The sequence below is a fragment of the Flavobacterium anhuiense genome, from assembly GCF_050990855.1.
In the GTDB taxonomy this organism is placed as follows: Bacteria; Bacteroidota; Bacteroidia; order Flavobacteriales; family Flavobacteriaceae; genus Flavobacterium; species Flavobacterium anhuiense_C.
The window spans coordinates 837,701-861,993 of the sequence record NZ_CP158861.1; the positions used below are offsets into that span (position 1 = coordinate 837,701).

The following is a 24,293-nucleotide window of genomic DNA, read 5'->3' on the forward strand; positions in this document are numbered from 1 at the left end:
GTACGATTTTATTTACATTGAAATTTATATTGTAGTATTAAACATATAATTTTAACAACCAAAACGCGAAAAACACAAAAAATAAGAAAAAACTGTTAAATAAACAGTAAAACACTGTAAATCAAATAATTAAATTAAAAAAATCAAATTAATAGTTTTCTTCTTATTTTTAAAAAATCACCTTTTTTGAAGTCGATTTTCCATTGTCGAAAATAACTTTAACTAATAAAACTTGATGGGAAGAAAATAAATTTTGTACAGATGTCTTTTGCGTTTCAAGTTTATCTTTTTTGTATAATTGCTTACCACAAAGATCAAATATTGCAATCTCTCTTATTTGTTCTTTAAAAGATTCAATATCTATGATGTGATTTTTAACAGATATCAAAATGCCATCAAAACTCTTGTCAAAAGTTTCATTGTTCAAGACTTTATTAGCATAAGTTATTGAAAAACGATTATTAAAAGTTCCCGCTTCAGAATCGAATTGATATGGTCCGTCTGAAAGATTATGAATTTCGCCTAATGTCTTGTCTACCAGAAAAATATCAACATCCTTAAACAAAACATCTTGGTGATCAATCTCAATGTTTAAGGTGGTTTTAAGATCTGTTTTATAACCTAATTTTATCAAATCATTTTCGTCACGAGGCATTGCTCTTCCTTGAATTACCAATTTTTTACTTTCTAGAATACTATAAAAATCTATTTCTTGACTGGAACCAAAAGCTACGGCATCATAACAATCTAAAGAATTTGAAGCATCTTTCGCATAACCTAATAAAATTTGCTTTAACGCATTATTTTTATTGTTTAGATTCAGCCAAAAGCGAAGTTTTTCACTATTTTCAGAATCTCTAGCTGGTCTTAAAAAAGTATTGTTACGAGTTTTAACTCTTAAACTATTATTAAATTCTATAAATCCTTCTGTTTTACTCTGCACAAAAAAACCTTGTCCGGAAGCTATAATACCATCTGGTGTAGTAATATAATTATTAGTATTTAGAGAAGAGGTTATTCCGACGCCCCCTAAAAGATTATAAACTACGTAATCATTTGCCGAATATTTACCATTGGAAGGTGGAGTATTATGACTCCAGAAATAAAGGGCTCCTTGTATTTTTGATGAATTATTTTTTATAAATAGATCTGCACTTATAGCAGACGGGTAAGGGTTCCCTATTAAGTAATAGCCATCAACTACTTTAAGTTCAGCTTCAATTTTGCCATTATTTGGAACTCCTTTAAACACACCTTCAAATACTGCCCGATCTATAATAGAAAAATCTTGTGGTGCTCTAATGCTATAACCTTGGCCTGGAATCATATTCATAGTTCCACTAAAATTTATAATCCAGTGAGAAATTGGATCATACCAACAGTATTTATCCCAAAGAGTATTTGGAGAAAAATCAAACATTGTCTGATTCTTAACAGGCGAAGACCAATAGGTAATATCGTACCGAATTACAGGACTTGTTTTTCTTATTAAATGAATAACTCCTGTATTGACCATTTCATCATCCGATTGGTACAAACTTGCTGAATCTTCTAAAACTAAAGTTCCAGAACCAGTGTAAGCGAATTCTATTACAAGCGTATTTTTTTCCACCAATGTTACTGTTTTTCCTTCATCAATATTACAAGCACAAATTGATGTCGTTGTTAATTGCGGAAAATTTTCTTTAAAATATACGTCCTTCCCTGCCGAAGGTGAACCATTTGACCAAGAGATTCCGTTCCAAACTGTAGTATTTACACAAAGTTTTAAGCGAGCAATTCTGTGTTTTGAAATACCTCCAACTGAATTAAAATTTCCTCCAACTATTAATTTATAATCGTCAGTAAATTTCATGTCGCAGAGTGTATTGTTTAAAGGAGCTGTAAATGAATTATCAAAAACTCCAGAAGGCATCAATCTCAAAAGTCTTGAAACCGCTACATTTTTATAGGTTCCCGAAAATGCTCCTCCAACCAAAATTCTGCCATCTGGCTGAACTAAAATGGATCGCACGTCATTTTTACTAAAACCTGTTCCCGAATCGAATGTTTGATCAAGACTTCCATCACTATTTAATCGTAAGATTCTCTTTTGAGAAACACCATTAAAAGTCACGAAATTTCCGCCAACAATAATCTTTTGATCTGGCTGAATTGGAATTGCATAGACATATTTATCAAATCCCTCTCGAATATTAAAACTTGAATCTATACTTCCGTCAGAATTTAAACGAACTAAACCTCCAAAAGGCTGTCCATTGAATGTCTTAAAATGACCTCCTACGAAAATTTTGCCATCAGGCTGTATTGCTACTATCTCCACTATACCATCAGCTCCAGAACCGATATTAAAATCAGTATCTATTGCACCGTCGGGAAGCAGTCTTACAATTCTGTTTAAAGCTGATTTATTATATTTTGTAAATGCGCCTCCAGCAATTATCTTTTGATCGGGTTGAATCGCAAGTGTATAAACTTGAGTGCCAAATCCCTCGCCGCAGTTAAAAGAATCATCTATTTCTCCATTGGGTAAAATTCTAACAATTTTCTTACTTGGCATATTATTGTATTTTGAAAAATTACCCGCAACCAGTATCTTCCCATCTGCTTGTAATACTAAGGCCTTCACTATATCATCTGGACCAGAATTTCCAACATTAAAAGAGGCGTCAATAGAACCATCCTCTAAAAGACAAGCTATTTTTGAAACTGTCGTCCCATTAAATTTATTGAATTTGCCGCCAATAATTATTTTTTGATTTGAAAGTGGCAATATGCTAAAAACAGAATTATCAAACCCAATACCCGAAGACAAATATGCCGTATCATGATCTCCATTATTATCAATCTTTGCCAACCTACCTTGATTTTGATCATTAAAAACAGAAAACGAACCTCCAATAAACCATGAACCTTCATTATCAAATTCTAAACTTAAAACAGAAGCCGAAGCGGGACCAGAACCAATATCAAAATCTGTATTTAAAGTTCCGTCGGCATAAAGAAAAACCAATCTATTTACTGCATTCCCATCATAAGTTCCCGTAAATGATCCGCCTACCATCAAATTTCCATTTAAATCTATTTTAATCACCTGAACACCTTCTTTGCTGAAACCCTTGCCTGTTATAAAACTTTCATCTTTAGTTCCATCAGGATTCAGACGTATAATTCGATTGGCAACAATATTATCAAAAGTCGTAAAATTACCGCCAATCACTATCTTGCCATCAGGTTGAAGTACAACGCCATTCACATCATCATCAAATCCATTTCCACATTCAAAAGTTGGATCAAAAGTTCCATCTCTATTTAATCGGATAATTCTATTTGCTACAATTCCATTAAATTTGATAAAATTTCCGCTAAGAATTATTTTCTCATCAGCAGTAATCTTGACATGTGAAATATTTACTGTTGAACCTGATCCTGTTAAAAATGAGGAATCAAGTGTTCCGTCTGAAAGCAAACGCGCCACTCGGTTTACTGTAGTATTAGCATATTTTGCAAAACTTCCAACAATTATAATTTTGCCATCTGCCTGCATTGCAATATCGTACACAATTCCCGATGTCGCTCCTATTGCTGTATTGAAAGATGCATCATACGATCCATCTGGATTTAAGCGAACTAGCCTTCCAACATTAATTCCGTTGTACATGGTAAAACTACCGCCAACAATAATTTTACCGTCTTCTTGCAGATACGTTGAATAAATTTTACCGTTAAAACCACTGCCGGTATTGAAACTTTCGTCAATTGAACCATATGGATTTAAACGGGTAAAGTAAGAAACAGGAAATCCATTTAAACTGAGATAATCACCTCCCACAATCAAGTTTCCATCTTTTTGCAAAAATAGAGTTCTGACGGCACCGTCAAAACCATCGCCACTTTTTCCGTCATCAAATACATTAAAAGCTGGGTCTACCTTGCCTTGTTGCGAAAAAAGATTTGAACTGTAAATAAATAAAAGCAGTAGTAAGCAGGAATATAATTTTTTAATCATTGCAGTACAATTAAAGTTGATTTTACAAGAATTAACCTAAAATTATAAAGCTTTAATCAAGCACGCAATACCAAGATTTGGGGATTTTTAATGCATAAAAAAAAGCCCATTCTTTTTAGGAATGGACTTCTTACTATTTTGATTTATTATCTATAAATTAGAAAAAATGACTTTTTTAGTAAAATTATGCCCGTTTTCTAAAGTGATATTTACTAATACAACCTGATCGCTAGAATGTAAATTTGTGATCTGCAATTCTGAAGCATTTACTTTCTCATTACTATACAATAGCTGCGCTCCTATATTGTAAATGTTTACCTCTTTTACCGTTTCTTTAGATGAAGTAATTTTTACGACTTTATCTTTAACCGAAACTAAAACTGAATTTTCAAGATTCTCAAAATCATCTGTCCCTAAAGTTTTATTAGTAAAACGAAGAACAAAACGAGTTGAGTAAGTACCTGTTCCACTTGGGAATGTATAATTTTCTTTGCGTAAATCTATTATTTTTCCCAATATCTTATCTTCTAAATAAATTTCCTGAGTGTCAAAAAATCCGTCTGTATGATCAAGAGAAAATGTAAAATTACGATCTCCAGTAGCATCAACTCCACATTTGAACCCAAGTGGAATTATCTCTGTATTATCAAAAGGAAGCGCACGGCCTTGAATGGTTAATTTTTTACCTTCGTTAATACTGTAAAAATCAACATAAGTATTGTTTCCCATTGTAACAGCATCAAAACTTAAATCATTGCCATTTGTCGCTCCTTCAACATATCCGATTAGCATTTGTTTAAACGCTCCTTGTGAATTGGCAACATTTAGCCAAATACGATTTTTCTCAATTTTGTTAGTTTTAGCTGTTTTATAAAATTGTGTATTCTCTGAGCTTCCTCTACGCATACTGTTATTAAAGTTAATTACAGATCCCGCTGGCATAGCAAAAAAACCTTGGCCCGCTGCAATATTACCTTTAAATTCATCATTAAGATCAGTTCCTGGCTGATTTACTCGAATTGAACCTACTCCATTATAAACAAGATAATCTGAACTTACATATCGGTATGTATTCGTTCCTGAAACAATTTGCGGAGGCTGATTATGTGTCCAAAAATACAGTGCACCTATATTATCTTTATTTGTCACCAAGATTAATTCATCTGCATCTATCGCAGAAGGATATGGATTACCAAGGAAATTCCATTTATTTGGTTCTACCGTAATCGGAATATTTCCATTATTGGGTACTCCAGTAAATATACCTACAAACGGTTTTGCCGTTTCTATCTCATGATCCTGTGGACCTCTGATGTTATAGCCAGTTCCAATTTTCATAGGTTCTACGCCATTTGGGCTAGTTATCCATTTTCCGCTAAGGACATCCCAATAAAAATATTTATCATAAAACGTATTTGGAGAAAGATTGTTCATTTTAAAAGAAGCATTTTCAACAGGAGTTGACCAATACACTACATCATAACGACGCAAGTTTGTCGTTCTCTTATAAACAATCTCACCCGTATTTGCGATGCCTGTACTTTGAACTAAACTTGAGCCACTTTCAAATACTAATTTACCATTACTTGTTACTGCATTTGTAATATTTAATGTGACTCCTGAAGGAACAATTACGTCTCCAGATGTAACTGTAATATTTAATGAGCATGCCTCTATGTTTGGTATAGCAGTTGTAAAAGGCTGACCATTTGAAAGAGATGAAATCGTAACCATTCTATTACCATCTGGCGGACCATTGGTCCAGCCTGCAGGTCCCCAATCTGTACTAAGAGTAGTATTATTTATATCAACAAATATAGAACTTGAAGTACAGCCCGTAGAAGAGTTCGTAACAGTAAAATAATGTCTACCCGCTACTAATCCTTCAATAGGTTGAGTAGCAGTTGCACCATTATAAGTTCCTGCAGCTGCACCTGTTTGATTAATTGTCCAACTTGCAGGTAGATTCGTTAATGTTATACTCCCTAAACTATTACATGATACATCATTGTTTTTTGTGATTGATGGGGTAGCAGGAAGTGGATTAACCACATTTGTAATTCCAGCGCTAGTTGAAGTACAGCCCGAAGCATTGGTAACATCTACAGTTACAACCTGTCCATTTGTTAAGGTGCTAGTTGTATATGTTGCACCGTTTCCCGACTGGACTGCGGTAGAGCCAACTTTAAACACGTAGCTGGTTCCACCTGAAGCCGTAAAAGTAACCTGTGTTCCTGCACAGAATATATTGTCAGCATCACTGCTGCTTAGACTGGCTGTAGGAAGTGCATATACTGCTAAACTCTTCGTTGCAGTATTTGTGCAACCTCCACTCGTAATAGTATAAACAACACTAACTGATCCTTCTGTCAATCCTGTCACGACACCACCTGAATTGATACTAGCAGAACCAGATCCATTTGCGATAGACCAAGTTCCTCCGTTGGTATTATTTGTAAAAGCGGGAGTTACACCATTTACACAAACCGTAGTTGCACCACCACTTATTGTCGCAACCGTAGGCAATGCTGCTGTTGTAACAGATACCACATTAGATGGTACAGCATAAACACCGCATGCATAAACAGGAGAAATTCTATAATAATATGTAGTATTAGGCAAAAGGCCACTTACTGCAAAAGATGCAACATCACCAACATTTGCCCCATTAAATCCAGAAACAAAAGTACCAAAACCATTTGAAGTAGAAATATCTAACAGGTAAGCCGTTGCTCCCGTTACTTTATTCCAATTGGCAGTGAAGCCATTACAAACAGGCAAAGAAGCTGTCGTTGCGGTGACAGCACCCGTAGTTAAAATTCCCACTGATGAGTAAATAGAAGAACAACTACCACTCTTTACCAATGCTCGATAGTAGGTTGTAGTTGTAACATTCGAAACTGACAAAGTAGTTGTTGTATTTGGAATAATTGTTCCTGATGTTGCAAAATTATTAATAGATGATTCCCATTGTACCACACTACCTACATTTCCTGTTAATGTAAAAGTGGCGCTATTTGAAGCTACACAGCCGGAAGTACTACCTGACACTGTTCCTCCAACACTTATCGGGTTTACTGTAAATGAACTCGCACTCGTTACTGAACCACTCGGTGTTGTAACAGAAATTGTACCTGTACTTGCTGTCGAAGGCAAAGTAGCTGTAATTTGTGTATTACTATCGACCGTAAAAGCAGAATTAACTCCATTAAAAGTTACTGCAGTAGCTCCGTTAAAGGCACTTCCTGTTATCACTACAGCAGTTCCTGATCCTATACAAGCAGAAGTTGGAGTAAAACTATTAATAACTGGAGTAACTGCAACTACAACAGGTGATGAAGACACTGTACAACTATTCGCTGAATTCGTAGCAGTTGCAACATAACTTGTAGTTTGAGTAGGCGCAGCTATTGGATTAGCTATGTTAGTAGCAGATAATCCTGCTGTTGCTCCAGAAGGTGTAGCAGCCCAACTATAGGTGTAGGTTACCGGCTTAGTTCCTGTTACCTTAACATTATCAATAGCCCAAAACCAATCGAAAGATGCCGTGTATACAAATCTCACATATAAAGTAGTATTAGTACCATTAGCATAACTATTTAGCGGTATTGTTACCTTCTCAAATTTATTTTCAGTTCCTTGTGTACTATTAAAGATTTGAACGTTTGTCCATGATGTTCCATTTAATGAAACTTGAATTGTTGCAGAATCTCCTGACCAGCTATAGTAATAATGATAAAATTCTAATGATAAACTTGTACATCCTGTGATTGGAATCGCAGGAGAAGTTAAATAAGTAGTAATAGTAGCATCTTGCGAAGCGCTATTTGAAAGATAAAATTGGGTGTTATCATTAGAGCGAAAAGTAAAAGGCTCATAATTACCAGTACTAGTATATTCATAAAAATATCCATCTGGTCTTAGCGTCCACGCAACACTACCTGTATTTCCAGAAACCCCCCAACCTGGACTTGCACCATTGAAATCTTGATTTAATAAAGTTGCTGTATAAGAAGCCGGAGTCACTGACGAAGTCAGATTTGTAGTTCCTCCACTTGCAATGGTGGTAGGCGATGCACTTGCTGTAATTGTAGATACAGACATCGTAATTTCATTTGAAGTCGCTGTACTTCCAGAAGGCAAACATGGTGCTGCCCCAGATGTTACTACACAAGTTACTTTATCATTATTACTTAATGTCGCGCTAGTAAAAGTAGCACTATTTGTTCCAACGTTAACACCATTTACTTTCCATTGATATGAAGGCGATATTGCATAAGTAGGTGTGGCTGTAAATGTGGCACTTGCACCTTTACAAATTAAAGTAGATGTAGCATTTATAGTGATCGCTACTTCATTACAACTGGCTCCTACACTTACTCTTCCTGTTGCACTTGTACCAAAATAATATTCACTTTTAAAAGTTCCGGTAGCAGTATTAGTACTACCCCAAAATCCCGAATTTTGGCTATGTCCACCTAAAGTCAAACTCCCCGCTGTATGGGTAACATTGTTACTCAAATTAGCTACTACTCCCCAAACAATTGACAGATTATTAGTTATATTTATTGGCGTTGTACCAAATGTTTTTGTACCACTCCCAGAAAGAATAAGATTATTATATGCTGTTGCGCGTACGGTCTGATTACCTACATTATCATAATTTACTGTTGAACCCGAACCATTTAAGGTAAAAGTACTAGTACCGACGCCAGAAGGTGCAAATGGAGTAGTATTACCTAATAATAAAGTTTTTGATTGCGTCCCAGTAGCCATAGTAAAAAGGGACGTTGTACCAGATGGTGACGTTGTTTTAATCTGCCCATTAATATTTACAGAGCCACTTTCCAAACTAAAAGTTCCATTATTAGTATTACCGCCACTTGCACTACTTAAAATAGTCAAATCTCCTGATATATTTAAATTCGAAATAGTTGACACCACGCTTGTAGGCCTACTATCACTATTTGGAGTGCTAGTAGATCCAACCGTAAAAGATGCACAAGATAGAGTTCCTCCCCCAGCAATCTCAACATTCCTTTCACTGCTGTTGGAAGATTCTACGATAACCGCTCCAGTTCCTCCCGTAAGAGTTAGCGTAAAACCACTATTCACGGTCAGAGATAGATTGCTACCTCTAAATGTAATAGAACGACATGTCCTATTTGATGTCAATATAGGATAAAAGTTTGCAGTACCAATGATAATATTGGCATTCGTATTAGGAACTGCATTCCCACTCCAGTTTGCAGCAGTGCCCCAATCAGAACTAATACCCCCTGTCCAAGTTTGTCCAGATATTATATTGGAGACAAAAAACAGCCCCACACAAAGCAAGCCTAAACTAGGTTTGTATGATCTTTTAGATAAAAACTTAGGAAAAATGAAGAATAAAAACGAGTAAAGTAATTTTCTCATCATATAACAGTAGGTATTTGTTTTAAATTTGTTTTTGGTTTGCTTAAAGCAAAAATGGCATTTCTTCCAAAAAAGAACTCAGTTCTATTTGGTAATTAACTGAACCCTAAAATGTTAAATTCTGGCATTTTAGGCCGAAATTGAAAATGTTAAAATTCCGTACAAAAATATTTAAATTAGCCTAATACACAAGGTTATAATTTATTTCTTTTGATAAAATATTAACAAATTTCAGTATTAATTTATAACTATTTGAGCATAACGCAATTTAAACGTTAAAACGCATGAAAAACCCGACGAATAGCACCTTTACCATCAAAGAAGCTTTACAAAAATTAGAGCATTTTTGCGCTTATCAAGAACGCTGTCATGATGAAGTCGTTACTAAATTATATAGCTTAAAAATGACACCTAATGAGATTGACAGTATTGTCGTACAGCTTATTGAGGGAAATTTTCTAAATGAAACTCGTTTTGCTTGCAGCTTTGCTAGAGGCAAACACCGAATTAAGCATTGGGGAAAAATTAGGATTACTAATGAACTTAAATTGAGAAATATTTCGTCTACCAATATTACACTTGCTCTGAAAGAAATTTCACCTGAGGAATATTTTGAAACTTTTGAAAATCTTGCAGCAAGATCTTGGAATAGTATTTCGGAAAATAATCTTTTAAAAAAGCGAAAAAAATTCTGCGACTATATGCTCCGAAGAGGTTTCGAAAGCAATTTAGTTTACGAAAAAGTAAAAGAACTAGAAGAAAACTAAAATCTCATTTTTCCGCTTCAAAAAAGAACATTTTCAAATCGCTTTTGCACCTTCTCATCTCAACAAAAACTCCCTTTCCGAAACGCTCAAACCAAGACAACTGTTAGTTGTAAATTATTCCCATTTTGAAGATTTTATAGCAAACATGACGTTTTTCAGTCTAAAAATCAAAAAAAAGACCTTAAAAAAAGCAATTATTTACGATTATTCTTATAATATTTTTTTGTGTTTTATAGGAATTATTATCGAACATTAAAATTTTTAATGCACTTCATCGACTATTTTATCTATTCATCGATTATATCAGGGTTCTCAAAACCCTAACAATTTCTAGCTCGTAGATGTATCTATCTTTGCCGCGGTTTAAAAAGTTTTATGCCAGCATAACAAATTGATAGAAAACATTTAGCATGAAAAAAACTCTACTTTTATTCTTATTGTTGCCTTTTTTAACGTTTGCTCAAAGTTTGAGCGGTGACTATATAATTAGCACAGCAAATACTGATGCTAACTTTCGAACACTATCTAGTGCCATCGCAAGATTGGATCAAGTTGGGGTAAATGGCCCTGTCAATTTCCTGCTCGATCAAGATCAAACGGCAACTTCACAATATGTGATTAAAGAAATTTCTGGTTCAAGCAAAACTAATATTTTGACCATAAAACCAAACGTTGGACGAAACGACATTAAAATCACAATAAACAAACCAAATGATTATACTGGTATCGCTACAGTATTCTTGTTTAATGGGGCTAGCAACGTGGTAATAGATGGCAGCAATTCTTCACTAAATAACAAAAACTTGACCTTAATCAATACTGATAATTTAGCATATATTCAACGTGCAATTATCTGGATAGCCAGTAATGGTATAAAAGGATCAACAAATATTACTGTAAAAAATAGCAATTTAAAGTTTACTAATCGAAATTCGGGAGTAAATCTTTTATCTGGAATTTATTCAGGCAATAACACGATTGGAGGAAATAATACAATTACTATACAAGCAAATTCTGCAAGTAACTCAGATATCACGATTTTGAGCAATGAAATGATAAATGTAAAAGAAGGAATTTACATCAATGGAAATAGTAACGCAACATTGTCTCCTAATACTTGGAAGATTCAGGGAAATAAAATTGGAAGCTCTACCACAGAGGAAAAACCTATTAGGGGAATGTATGTTTCTAATGCGTTGAACTACGAAATTTCCGGCAACACAATATCAGGAATTAGAAATACCGAAAATCAAAGTAATGACTGTGCCGCAATTTTGCTTTTAGGAACAAGCAGTGGTACTATTTCAAGCAATAAAATCAATAATATCGAAAACATTTGGTACAATAACAGCTATTTAACTGCTGGAATATTGGTAAAATCTAGTAGAGCTAATACTATTGCCAACAACATTATAAGCAATGTTTACACTTCTGCTGAAACTTCTGAGAACGGAAATTTTCATCAAAGAGGGCATAATGTATTTATAGAATCCGGAAGCGCAACAAATGTATATTACAATACAATTATCAGTTCTGGCGGAAAATCAACACGTGCTTCCTGTCTTTACATAACTGGAGGATCTGGCATTAATGTCAGAAATAATATTTTTATTAATACACAATCTGGAATACAATATGGTATCTTTAAGACTGGAGGCACTTTAGGAACAGTAAGCCACAATAATTATTATGTAACCAACAGCTCTGGTGGTTTCTCAAACAGAATTGGAGGAGGTCAAAACGGCGTTGAATATATAGGCACAGGCCCTACTGGTTCAACCGCTTGGACTAGTGCAACTTCAGAAAGTACATACACAATCATCAATCCTTCTTTTACTTCTGATTATCACTTACAAGATGTTGCTAATAACAAAAATTTACAAGGTATAGCTATTTCAGAAGTTACAACTGATATTGACGGAGAAGCAAGAATTAAGCCATATATTGGAGCAGATGAATTGGCTCCTTGCGCACCAACTGAAGATCCGACGGTATTTGGAGACAATATATGGAAGGGATATGTATACAAATGGACACAAACCAATGCTGTTCCCGCTCTTGCTTTCAATGAAACACCAAATCCTGCTGTTGCAACTTACGTTGGAACCGTAACAGAAAATAAAAACTTTGACAGAGATGTCAATAATGGAGCTATCACTGGTTTAACGTCAAACTTCCCTTGCGAGGCTGCTCCTTCAGATTATTTCCTTGTACGCTACAAAATGCGAACAAAAGTTACAGAAGCTGGTCTATACAATTTCATGATAGCAGGCGATGATGGAATTAGATTATATGTGAATGGCAACTTGATCTTACAAAGATGGAGCGGCGGAAGTTATGCTGTAAACTCAGTTTTATATGAGCTTGAGGCTAATAAGGATTATGAATTTGTCTTAGAATATTTCGAAATAGCGGGTGCCGCCAGAGCTTCTTTCTCTTTTGGTTTAATAAAAGGAGATCCGACAGTATTTGGAGATAAGGTTTGGAATGTTTACGGTTATAATAAAAACGATATATCTTTAACAAATGCGGTATATGCAGGATATTATGTCGATCCAAATCCAAATGCAAATTCAACAGCATTCTGGCCAACTACCAAATCTCCATATGCAGCAAGCAATTGGCAAGGAGCACCAATGCCTAACGATTACTTTACAGTTGTTTCTAAACGTACAGGTTTCGCTTGTGGTCAATATCAGATACAAGTCGCAAATTATGACGATGATCTTCAAATATATGTAGATGGAAATAAAATTTTTGACAAATCAGGAAACACAGATACTGCAGTAATATTAGACAATGACGGAAAACTTTTTGCTTTAAACAGTAAAACCAAAATAGAAATACGTTTAAAAGAAAACGGAGGTGGCGCAAAATCTTCTGTTCTTTTTATTAACGTCCCAACTACTAATACGGGTAATGCAAATGGAAGTTCTTTAGTCATAAATGCAGATACAACATTACAGTCTGACCTTACCGTGTGCTCTTGTACAATTAATGACAAAAAAACACTTACAGTACCTAAAAACATAACCCTTACTGTAGACGAAGACATAACTGTTCTTGGAGACGGCAAGCTGTTAATATTAGATGGAGGTTCATTTCTTCAAACTTCAACAGACAACAATATGTTCAAAGGAAGTAAAGAATCTTTTGAAGCACAAAGAACAGTAAATATAACCCGTTTTGACATAACATACTGGTCATCGCCTGTAAGCGACTTTTCAATGCACGATTTATCACCAGAAACTTTATATGATAAATTTGCTTCTTGGGACAATACAAATGGCAAATGGGCAACTATTATTAACGGTTTAATAAATATGGATCCTGGAACAGGATACAGCATTAGAGGGCCACAATCTCATGATATTAACCAACCTTCAGATTTTACTGCGAAATTTATAGGAACTCCCAACAATGGAGATATCGAAGTAAAACTTGTAAGCGGAAAATTTAATTTTATAGGAAATCCTTATCCTTCTTCTATCGATGCAGAAGAGTTTATTAGCAATAATGGAGAAGTTGGAGCTTTATATTTTTGGTCGCACAATACGCCACCCAAAATTGTTGAAGGAACTAATACATATAGATATAGCAGTTCAGATTACGCAGTCTTTTCAATGATGGGACAAACTAGACCATCTCCAAAAGGACAAGCTCCTGATGGACATATTGGTACGGGACAAGGTTTCTTTATTCAGCCAAATGTTAATTCTATTTTTTTTAAGAACGGTCAAAGGCTTAAAGCTAACAATACTACATTCTTTAAAACAACCTCAAAAAATAGTACGATAGAAAAAAATCGTATATGGTTGAATTTAACCAACAATGATGATGCTTTTAAACAGATGCTCGTTGGATATGCAACTGGAGCAACTAATAGTTGGGATTATAATTACGATGCCACTACAATGGGAAGCAACTCTTACATTGATTTTTACAGCATTAACGAATCTAAAAGATTGACCATTCAGGGTCGTGCATTGCCTTTTGACAATACCGACACGGTTCCTCTTGGTTACAAAAGTACATTTGCAGGTGATCTCACCATTTCAATTGATCACGTAGATGGATTATTCAATAATCAGGAAATCTATTTAGAAGACAAATTAAAAGGCGTAATAATAGATTTACGTAAAGAAAATTATACTTTTAAAACTGCTATCGGAACTTCTTCAACACGTTTTGTATTGCGCTTTACAAACAAAACATTAGGAACTGATGATTTTGAAAATATAGCCGATGGACTTTTGGTTGCTGTAAAATCAAAAGTTATAAATATAACTAGCGGAATTGAAAACATTAAAGAAGTTCAAATCTATACTATCGGCGGGCAACTGCTTTACAGCAAAAGCAAAATTGACGCGAAAGAATTAGAAATTGCAAACCTGCATTCTAGCAATCAAGTTTTATTGGCAAAAGTAATACTAGAAAACAATCACGAAGTCACTAAGAAAATCATATTTAATTAATAGCAAAAACCCATCTTTACGATGGGTTTCTTGTTTTTACTTTTAAAATTCCGTTTTACAATAACTGCATTTATATCGGTATTTTGAATAAAAAGGAATCACACCAAAAAGCAGTGAAAAAACAAATGCAATTAATGATCTCGCATCCCTTATTGAAGTAATCATTTCAACTTTTTCGGCACCACAATTTGGGCATTTTATTAAATTATTCTTTTCATCTACTGAATATGGGCTAACTGTCGAAAGAATTTCATTTGCTTTTTCAAAATCTTCTTCTTTCACAAAAAGTTTGACTCCACCAACAGCGTTACTCCAAATCGGATTTGAATCTACTATGTGATTATCCCTTAAATAGACTTCAATTCCTTCGGATTCCAACTTACCGCAGAATATTTGGGCTTCTGATGAATACTGATAACTTTTAACTAATTTAAAATCTTCTTTCATACTTAAAAAACAAAATCCCTAACCAATTTTAGAACTTTAATAATCTCTTCCTGCGAATTATAACTATGAAGGCAAAAACGTAAACGTTCCTGACCTTCTGGAACAATTGGAGAAAGAATAGATTGCACATCGAATCCTTTATCTTGAAGTTGCACTGAATACGCTTTTACATTTTTATTTCTTGGAACAATAGCCGAATGTATCGCAGATTTACTATGGATAAACATTGGTTTTAACCCTAATAAATTTTTCTGCTGATTGAAAAACACTATATTCTGACGTAGCTTTTCAATGGCGTCTTTCTCGCTTTCCAATTGCTGATAAGCCATTAAAATTGTTGCAACAGCATGAGGAGACAAAGCAGTTGTATAAATAAAACTATGGGCAAAATTGATCAGATATTCTCGAAGTTCCGCACTCCCTAAAATCGTCGCCCCTTGACATCCCAAACCTTTTCCAAAACTTACAATACGGGCAAAAATTTTATTATGCAACTGCAAATACTGAGTCAAACCCTCTCCTTTTTCTCCAAAAACACCCAAAGCGTGAGCTTCATCGACAATCAGATAGCAATTGTATTTTTCTGAAAGCTGTACCAATTCTTCTAAATTCGGACAATCTCCATCCATAGAAAAAACTGTTTCGGTTACAATATAGATTGTAGTATCAGGATATCTAAGAATGTATTTTTCTAAATCTTCAAAATCATTATGTATAAAATATTGCGATTTTGCCTTAGACATACTGATTCCATCTTTTATCGAAGCATGACACAATTCATCATACAAAATAACATCATTTGCTTGCGGTACAGCGCTAAAAAAACCTAAATTGGCATTGTAGCCCGAATTGAAAATTAAAGCAGTTTCTGCCTCATGAAATTCAGCAATAAAGCTCTCTGCAATTGGATAAAGAGAATGGTTTCCTGTATTTAATCTTGAACCTGTAGCACCGTTTTGAAGAATCTCATTTTCCAATAAATAAGCATGAGTATGTTTGAAAATAGTTTCTGATTTAGAAAACCCGATATAATCATTTGAATAAAAATCAATCAGATTATTAAACGCAGGAAGTTTTCTAAATAGATTACTCTGTTTAGATTTTTCTAATTTGCGATTAAGACTTTCTGGCAGCTTCATAAAACAAAGTTAGGCAATTAGCACTAAAATAAAACAAACAGTGGATCTGTGTAAAATCCGCTGTTTTAATTTAAATGGCACTTATAAAAGGTGATTGTCTCTTATAATTTGATTCAATCATCTCTTTCACCAAAAACTTCGCAATATCAAAGGCTGAAATTTTATCTCCTAAACAATCTTCAAGATTTACTGAGATTTTAGAACTTTCATCAGAAAAAACAATTAATGGAACACGAACTTGCGTCCAATCCACATTGCTTTCATTCAAAAGATTATACGTAAATTGACGATCTTTTTGAATTTCTGGAAAATTGGTTTTCATCCACTCGGTTGCCATAATAGTTTTTGCACTCTTTTTATCATGTGGCGTATCAATATTCAGTCCAGCCAATAAAACGTACCTCTGAATACCACAATTTTTCATAGCATTCAAAATGTTCTTTGTTGCTTGACTAGCCACCATAGGTTCTCCTGGGCGCTGACCAATGGTACTTAATACCGCTTGACAATCTTTGAGCAATAAGCTTATCGATTCTTCCTCAATAGCATCACCCCTGATAATATCAATTTTCGAATTTTGAACAGTAAAATCGTCCGGATTTCTTAAAAGAAGTTTTACACTAAATCCGTTTTCTAATAACTGGCTTACAAGATATTTTCCAGTTCTTCCACCGCCGCCAAGAACAGCAACTTTTGATATATTTTTCATATATATTCTTTATAAAATTTGACATAAAAAATGTTGCTACTTTACTTTAAAAGAAGCGATTTGTAAAAGCTTACTACGCTTTTACAATTGATCAAATATTTTATAAAGAGATTCTAATACTTCAAAAGTAAGAAAATAAAAAAGCCAAACAAAACGTCTGGCTTTCAATATATTATTTCATCTCTTTCTCTACCCATTTAAAATTTCCTTTCTCAGTTGCATCAAGTAAATCAACCTCTAATCCGTTGGCTATTTTTAATGCATAATCAAATGCTGACTGTAAATCTAGATGAACAGATATAGATTTTTTCTGTGTTTCGGACAACCAAATGTATATTTCAAAATCTCGATCTGAATAATTTTTATAGACAGATACATATTGTATATTTTTAAAAACAGAATCACGACATAATGGAATCTTAAACAAAGTAAAATTAAACCTAACTGTTTTTAGTTTAGCATTAGTGTAAACCTTCTTTGTAAAAGTCAGCCCCGCTGCACATACGAACATAAAAAATATCGCTAAAAGAAATTTCAAAGCTTCAATCACCTTTCCAGAAGAAAACAGTTCTACGGCTTTAAAAACCATTGAAATTGTAAAATAATATAGTGGGAATGCTATCAGAAAATGCCAAAATGGTCTTTGCGAAACATAAATTAACTTAGTAAATTCTCGTTCTTCCATCTACCAAAAATAAAAAAAGCCAGACAATACTGTCTGGCTTTTCTGCTTATTTTGAAATTGTTTTAGTCAACTAATACAATAATCTTATTGTTTTTCATTTCGATTGTTCCTGACTTAATCCCTAAAGTATAAGTTTGGTCATTCACTCTCGTAAATTTATCAGCAGCCTCTTTAGAAAAACTGAAGCTTGGAGCTGCAATTTTAATTGTTCCTTCTTCTAAGATAGAAACAATTGGCGCGTGATGATTTAAAATCTGAAAGCTACCATTAACTCCCGGCAAAGTAACTGAAGTAACTTCTCCTGAAAATAATTTTGCTTCTGGTGATACTATTTCTAAAATCATAACTGTTTTTTAAAATTCCAAATTAAAAAATTCCAAATCCCAATTTTGGAATTTGGAATTTTTACTTTTTGATGTTTATCAAGCTACGCTTGATTATGCTTCAGCTAACATTTTCTCTCCAGCTTCGATTGCATCTTGAATAGAACCTTTCAAGTTGAAAGCTGCTTCTGGAAGGTGATCCAACTCACCATCGATGATCATGTTAAATCCTTTGATAGTATCTTTAATATCAACTAATACACCTGGGATACCTGTAAATTGCTCTGCTACGTGGAATGGCTGAGACAAGAAACGTTGTACACGACGTGCTCTTGCTACTGCAAGTTTATCTTCTTCAGATAGCTCCTCCATACCAAGGATAGCGATGATATCTTGTAATTGTTTGTATTTTTGAAGAATTTCTTTAACTCTTTGTGCACAGTCGTAGTGCTCATTTCCTAAAATTTGAGGAGTTAAGATTCTAGAAGTAGAATCTAACGGGTCAACCGCAGGATAGATACCTAACTCAGCAATTTTACGAGACAATACAGTTGTTGCATCTAAGTGCGCGAAAGTTGTAGCTGGCGCTGGGTCAGTTAAGTCATCCGCAGGAACGTAAACTGCTTGTACAGATGTAATAGATCCTTTGTTTGTAGATGTAATACGCTCTTGCATAGCACCCATCTCAGTTGCCAATGTTGGTTGATAACCTACCGCAGATGGCATACGTCCTAAAAGTGCTGATACCTCAGAACCTGCTTGTGTAAAACGGAAGATGTTATCAACGAAGAACAATACGTCTTTTCCTTGATCAGATCCAGCTCCATCACGGAAATACTCAGCGATAGATAATCCTGAAAGTGCCACACGTGCACGAGCTCCAGGTGGCTCATTCATTTGTCCGAAAACGAAAGTAGCTTTAGACTCTCTCATTCCTGGCATATCTACTTTAGATAAATCCCATCCTCCATTTTCCATAGAGTGCATGAAATCATCACCGTATTTAATAATTCCTGACTCCAACATCTCACGAAGCAAGTCATTTCCTTCACGCGTTCTTTCACCTACTCCAGCGAATACTGAAAGTCCACCGTGACCTTTTGCGATATTGTTGATCAACTCCTGAATCAATACTGTTTTACCAACACCAGCACCACCGAACAATCCAATTTTACCTCCTTTTGCATAAGGCTCGATCAAATCGATTACTTTAATACCTGTAAATAAAACTTCAGATGAAGTTGATAGATCTTCGAATTTTGGAGCTTGTCTGTGAATTGGCAAACCGTTCTCTCCAGTTTTTGGTAAATCACCTAAACCATCAATTGCATCTCCAACAACATTAAATAATCTTCCATATACATCTGGACCGATTGGCATTTGGATTGGATTTCCAGTTCCAACTACCTCATATCCTCTAGACAAACCGTCTGTAGAGTCCATAGAGATTGTACGAACAGTGTTTTCTCCAATGTGAGATTGTACTTCTAGAACTAAGATAGTTCCGTCTTTTTTAGTGACTTCTAGTGAATCATAAATTTTTGGAAGTTCAACATCTTTACCGTTGAAAACTACGTCTACTACTGGTCCAATGATTTGAGCAACTTTTCCTATTACTTTTGACATTACTTATGTATTTATTAAATAGCTATTTAGGTTTATCGAAAATACCTCTTTTTTCAGAGCGCAAAGATAATTTTTTAAAATATAAAATCAATTTTTTTTTCATAAAAAATACCATGATTTTGTTTGATTCCTAAAACTGACCCAAAAAACAACATAAATGGCATTTTTTTAGCGTAAAGAAAAAAACCGCTTCATCTTAATAATGAGCGGTTTTTTTTGCTTCTTTTTTTATCCTAATTATTATGGTAATGTAGCTGGATACTGAATTGGATAGATTGCTAAATCCACATGTCGCAGTGTCGAACCATACTTTTCGTTAATAGCGTCAATAAAGATATTTGCAATTAGCCCATAACCTCTTGCACTTGGATGCACACCATCTAAAGAGAAAGCTCCCCCAGTTGCAAAAGAAGAACTTATTACGAAATTGCCAAATCTAATTCCCCCACTAGCCAACTGTGTCATAGTTGCTCTTGTATCAACAAAAGCAAGGCCTTTTTCTTTAGCAACAGTTTCAATTGTTACATTGTAAGCATCAGTAGCTTTTTTAATCTCTGCAATTTCTGTCGGAATTAATACATGTTTATCTTGTAAAGGATAAGATATTCCAAATGCATTTAATGGCGCTGGAGGCGCAATACCAATTCCAGAATTGGCAGCTGTTGGTGCAGTTCCAATATCTGCTCTCGTCGTTAGCACAACTAAGTCCGTAGCTTTAGCCTGTCTCGCTTGTCCGAAAACCGCACCATAAAAAGCAGCATTCTGCGCTCCTAACGTTGGCGTAAATGCCGCGGTCAATTGCACTCTCAAATCTGTTAAAGTTTCATCTTTTATTAATAAAGGACTTGCGCCAGTTTCAGAAAGCAAATTAATTCTGTCTCCAGCATTAAAAGCTGTCAATGCTTGTTTTAATGGCCCATACAGCTGTGCGTTTAATGCCTTTATAGCAGCAACACCCGCAGCTTCATTGTTTTTACCTATTACTTTCGCGGTAAGCGGATTGTAAGGAACCGTTGTAAAGTGAGGTAAAGTTGTAATGTATGGCAGATTTGCCACAACACCTTTTGCGCCTTTTGCTGTTAAAGCAGTCGCCAAATTAGTATACACACTGGCAAAAACTGCTGGATCTGTTATATCGCTTGATCCGTATGTGGCTGGATTAGGATTTCCTGTTTGATCTTTTCCGGTTCCACCAGATGTTGCATATCCCAAAACATCATTACCGCCAATAAACAAAGAGAAGAAAGTCGGATCCTGAGCAACAGCGTCACCTAAAACTGTAGATGTACCCGTACTCGAGAACCTTGCATAATATGGGTTTGCCGCACCAGTTGCTACGCCAGCAACGTTGCCATAACCAGCAGCTAACAAGTGATAGCTTTTAGCACCTGGAACTCCTAAATTATTAAATGTTCCCGTAAGATGAGCTGTAACTTCTGTCGTTGGTTTTCCTACTACATTAACCGGAGTCTGGGTTGGCCCATCAAAATACAAACGAGTTCCTGCAATTACATTTCCTCCTAAAAGCAAACCTCCAATATTATCATTCATAAGCGGCTGCGTAAAAGCACCTCCTCCTGCAGCCACAAATTGTTGCGCCAATATATTTGGATATGAATTCTCTTGTCCTTTTTTAAACAAAGCATTATCACTATAACCTGCAGCAAAAGAATCTCCAATTGCCACATATTTTGTAAATACAGCAGAACCTGGAACTACTGGAACTTCTGCTGGAGCATTATTATCATCATTATTACAAGCTGCCATAAAAGCCAAAGAAACCAATAACAGCGTTTTTATATTTTTTTTCATAATTAGTACTTTTAAATTATTATCTCCATTTTCCCAAATAACTTCATTGAAGCTACATCATTCACATAAATAATTACACCGTTATGGATTGATTGTCCAAGATGCAAACCACATTTGACCAATCATACCTGCTCCGATAACTTGAAGATAATCTTTTCCAAAAAGATTTGTTGCTCCAACTTTAACAACCGACTTCCATTTTGGAATTGCATAATTTACCTGAGCATCAAGAACAGTATTCTCTGGAATCATACCATCTCCAAAAGAAGATTCCCATAGATATTCAGAATTCCATCTAACATTTACATTAAACCCTAAGTTTTTAATCACTTTCGCATTTCCTAAAGAAGCTTTGATTCTGTGTTTTGGAGTATTAAATCCAGCAACGAAATCAGGATCATCTTGCTGATCAAAATTAAATTGAGCATAATTGTAGTTTACCCCTACTTCAAAATCTTTATATACTTTTTTTGATAAACCTGCCCCAAAACCAAAAGACGATATTTGAGCTGTTGTATTCGTATACACTTGATACACTCTTCTATCACCAAATGCAAGAGCTTGATATGTTTGCTGCACTGCAGGATTTGTCGGATCTGTACCAACTGTTCCATAATAAGGAGAAATAACTCTTGCAGTATTCATAAAGTCATTATAAATATTATAATAAGCATTCAAATCTACTGATAAGTCATTCTGAACAACCGTACGATACCCAACCTCAAAAGCCTGAACTTGCTCTGGTTTTACCAGTCCGATATCTGCCACTTGAAGATCACCAGGATTAGCAGAAGCAGCAAAAGCTTGAACTGATGCTACAGTGTAAGCATTGTGATAAGCATTTTGTCCTGACATATTAATAGTTGCTGGCTGCCCTGCTATTGACTGACCTGCTGCGCTTACATTTACTGTTTCTTGAAAACGATCCAAGTTCTCAGGAGCCGAACCAATTAAAGCAAATGGCCCTAAATCTAAACCAATATACTGATCTTGTGTAGTTGGATTACGGAAACCTGTTTGATAAGACAATCTAAAATTATGATTCTTTGATGCTCCAGCAGAGTAAACAAATGAAACTCTCGGAGATACATTTCCGTCAAAATTCTGGCTTTTATCGTAACGTAAAGACCCAGTAAACTTCAATCTATCATCTAAGAACTTTTTCTGTAATTGAGCATAAGCTCCATATTCTTTATATTCAATTGGCCCATCATAATCAGTAAAAATAGTTCCTTCTGAATCCATCACATATTTTCTCCATGAACCACCCACTTGAACTTCTGCCCATTTAATAATATCTCTAAAATTATAATTCACATCTGAGTGATATAATTTTGAATGATCAATAAATTTAGCTCCCTGAGTTAAATCAGGATTTGCTACGACAGTTGCTAAAGCACTATTAAATTGAGCACTTCCAGGTTCAAATCTTGGAGAGCCCGTTGGTTTTGGAAGAAACGAGATTGCAGCTGGCAACACATTGTAATCAGCAAAATTTCTTGCAATTGAAGCCGATTCATTTGCATTTGTTCCCATAACTGCTCCGGCATACTGATAAGCTGTTGCATAATTTGTAAACCACTCTTGATCCGACTTAGCCGCTCTGTTAACATTCCATGCAGCAAATCTCATATCGTAAGAATTCCCAGCATCTTCACTTGTAAAATAAACTCGTCCAAAAAAGTTTTTCCCTTTAACTTCAAATTTACCCTGTTGCATCAAGAAGTCTTTCAAAGCATATCTATTTGCCCCTTGATAAATAGTACTTCCTGTACCGATTTTATATTGTAAAATAAATTCTGTATCATCTGCCCAAGGTTTGATATGCGCACTAAAATCAGCTTTCATACTTTTCACCTTGTTATCTGTTAAGTCTTGCTCACGATAACCAGTTCTACTAACTTGCCCAACATTTGGAATAAAAGTTGTTACCTCGTCACCATAAATATTCAATCCATCATAATTCTGATTTACTGCGTGGCTATCACCTCCACTTGTCATACTTCTTTTATCAGCAGCAATCCACTCACTTGCTTCCATGTAAGTAAAATTAGCTTTCATCGCAAAATGCTTTGTAAAAGCTTTAGCTGCTCTAATTCCAAAATCATTATAATCATTTGTTCCGGCAGCATCTTGACTTGTTTGCCCGTATTTGTAATAAACACTTATACCTTCATTCGTAAAAGGACTTTTACTAGACATAAACATAATTCCATTAAAAGCATTTGCACCATATAATGCAGAAGAAGCACCTGGCAGCAACTCCACACTTGCAACATCAATATCCGAAACCCCAATAAGATTTCCTAAAACGAAATTCAAGGCAGGAGATGAGTTATCCATTCCGTCCACCAACTGCATGAAACGAGTATTGGCTACCGTTGCAAAACCACGAGTATTGACAGATTTAAAAGAGATACTACTCGTATTGAAGTTTACCTCTTTCAAATTTTCCAAGCCATCGTAAAAAGTTGCAGCTGTTGTATTCTTAATTTCCTGAAGCCCCATACGCTCAATTGTAACCGGCGATTCAATCACACGTTCTGGCGTTCTTGATGCAGAAACTACGATTTCATCAAGCTTCGTTTCTTCATCTTTTAGAATCACATTAATTTTTTGATTTGCCGCTGTTACACTTATCGTTTTTGATTCAAATCCTACTGCCGAAACCTTTACAGAAAAAGGCAGCTTAGCATTAGTAGTCAATTTAAACGATCCGTCAAAATCAGTAGAAGCACCACTGTTTTCTCCGACAACAACAACATTGGCACCAGGGATAGATTGCTTGTTACCATCGGTAACCGAACCTGTAATTGTATTCTGCGCAAAGGCCATTCCGCTGAATAACAACATAATTAGCAAGTAGACTCTCATTTTGGGTTA

12 protein-coding genes are annotated in these 24,293 nt (G+C 35.0%); 2 read left to right on the plus strand and 10 right to left on the minus strand.

Annotated elements, in window-relative coordinates; all coding sequences use genetic code 11:
• Nucleotides 1-169: 169 nt before the first annotated feature.
• Complete coding sequence (locus ABTV69_RS03900) at nucleotides 170-4,009, minus strand: T9SS sorting signal type C domain-containing protein (protein ID WP_433834370.1); 3,840 nt, start codon at nucleotides 4,007-4,009, stop codon at nucleotides 170-172.
• Between the two features lie 150 nt (nucleotides 4,010-4,159).
• The gene (locus ABTV69_RS03905; RefSeq protein ID WP_433834371.1) at nucleotides 4,160-9,430 is read right to left on the minus strand and encodes a T9SS sorting signal type C domain-containing protein; all 5,271 of its coding nucleotides are present in this window, start codon (nucleotides 9,428-9,430) and stop codon (nucleotides 4,160-4,162) included.
• Nucleotides 9,431-9,711: 281 nt separating this feature from the next.
• Here ABTV69_RS03905 and ABTV69_RS03910 point away from each other — a divergent pair, with 281 nt between their 5' ends.
• Both ABTV69_RS03910 and ABTV69_RS03915 read left to right on the plus strand, forming a co-directional pair.
• Complete coding sequence (locus tag ABTV69_RS03910) at nucleotides 9,712-10,194, plus strand: regulatory protein RecX (RefSeq protein WP_433834372.1); 483 nt, start codon at nucleotides 9,712-9,714, stop codon at nucleotides 10,192-10,194.
• A 410-nt stretch (nucleotides 10,195-10,604) separates the two neighbouring features.
• Nucleotides 10,605-14,669: a PA14 domain-containing protein gene (locus ABTV69_RS03915; protein ID WP_433834373.1), complete on the plus strand. Its 4,065-nt coding sequence runs from the start codon at nucleotides 10,605-10,607 to the stop codon at nucleotides 14,667-14,669.
• A gap of 42 nt (nucleotides 14,670-14,711) precedes the next feature.
• On the opposite strand, the gene ABTV69_RS03920 is transcribed toward ABTV69_RS03915, so the two are convergent.
• The 8 genes from ABTV69_RS03920 to ABTV69_RS03955 all read right to left on the minus strand — a co-directional run bounded on the left by ABTV69_RS03920 (nucleotide 14,712) and on the right by ABTV69_RS03955 (nucleotide 24,284).
• A complete protein-coding gene (locus ABTV69_RS03920; RefSeq protein WP_433834374.1) occupies nucleotides 14,712-15,116 on the minus strand; it encodes a putative signal transducing protein in 405 nt (134 codons plus the stop codon).
• Between the two features lie 2 nt (nucleotides 15,117-15,118).
• Nucleotides 15,119-16,255, minus strand: a complete 1,137-nt coding sequence (locus tag ABTV69_RS03925; protein WP_433834375.1) for an aminotransferase class I/II-fold pyridoxal phosphate-dependent enzyme — start codon at nucleotides 16,253-16,255, stop codon at nucleotides 15,119-15,121.
• 70 nt (nucleotides 16,256-16,325) lie between these two features.
• Entirely contained in the window at nucleotides 16,326-16,964 is a 639-nt protein-coding gene (locus ABTV69_RS03930) for an NAD(P)-dependent oxidoreductase (RefSeq protein WP_433834376.1), read from the minus strand.
• Nucleotides 16,965-17,136: 172 nt separating this feature from the next.
• Nucleotides 17,137-17,649, minus strand: coding sequence for a hypothetical protein (locus tag ABTV69_RS03935; RefSeq protein ID WP_433834377.1), 513 nt, complete (start codon nucleotides 17,647-17,649; stop codon nucleotides 17,137-17,139).
• A gap of 62 nt (nucleotides 17,650-17,711) precedes the next feature.
• Nucleotides 17,712-17,993: a FoF1 ATP synthase subunit delta/epsilon gene (locus ABTV69_RS03940; RefSeq protein ID WP_111368086.1), complete on the minus strand. Its 282-nt coding sequence runs from the start codon at nucleotides 17,991-17,993 to the stop codon at nucleotides 17,712-17,714.
• 93 nt (nucleotides 17,994-18,086) lie between these two features.
• Entirely contained in the window at nucleotides 18,087-19,598 is a 1,512-nt protein-coding gene (atpD, locus tag ABTV69_RS03945; RefSeq protein ID WP_433834378.1) for a F0F1 ATP synthase subunit beta, read from the minus strand.
• A 240-nt stretch (nucleotides 19,599-19,838) separates the two neighbouring features.
• Complete coding sequence (locus tag ABTV69_RS03950) at nucleotides 19,839-21,410, minus strand: G-D-S-L family lipolytic protein (RefSeq protein ID WP_433834379.1); 1,572 nt, start codon at nucleotides 21,408-21,410, stop codon at nucleotides 19,839-19,841.
• An 81-nt stretch (nucleotides 21,411-21,491) separates the two neighbouring features.
• On the minus strand, nucleotides 21,492-24,284 hold the full coding sequence (locus tag ABTV69_RS03955) for a TonB-dependent receptor domain-containing protein (RefSeq protein ID WP_433834380.1): 2,793 nt from the start codon (nucleotides 24,282-24,284) through the stop codon (nucleotides 21,492-21,494).
• Nucleotides 24,285-24,293: the final 9 nt, after the last annotated feature.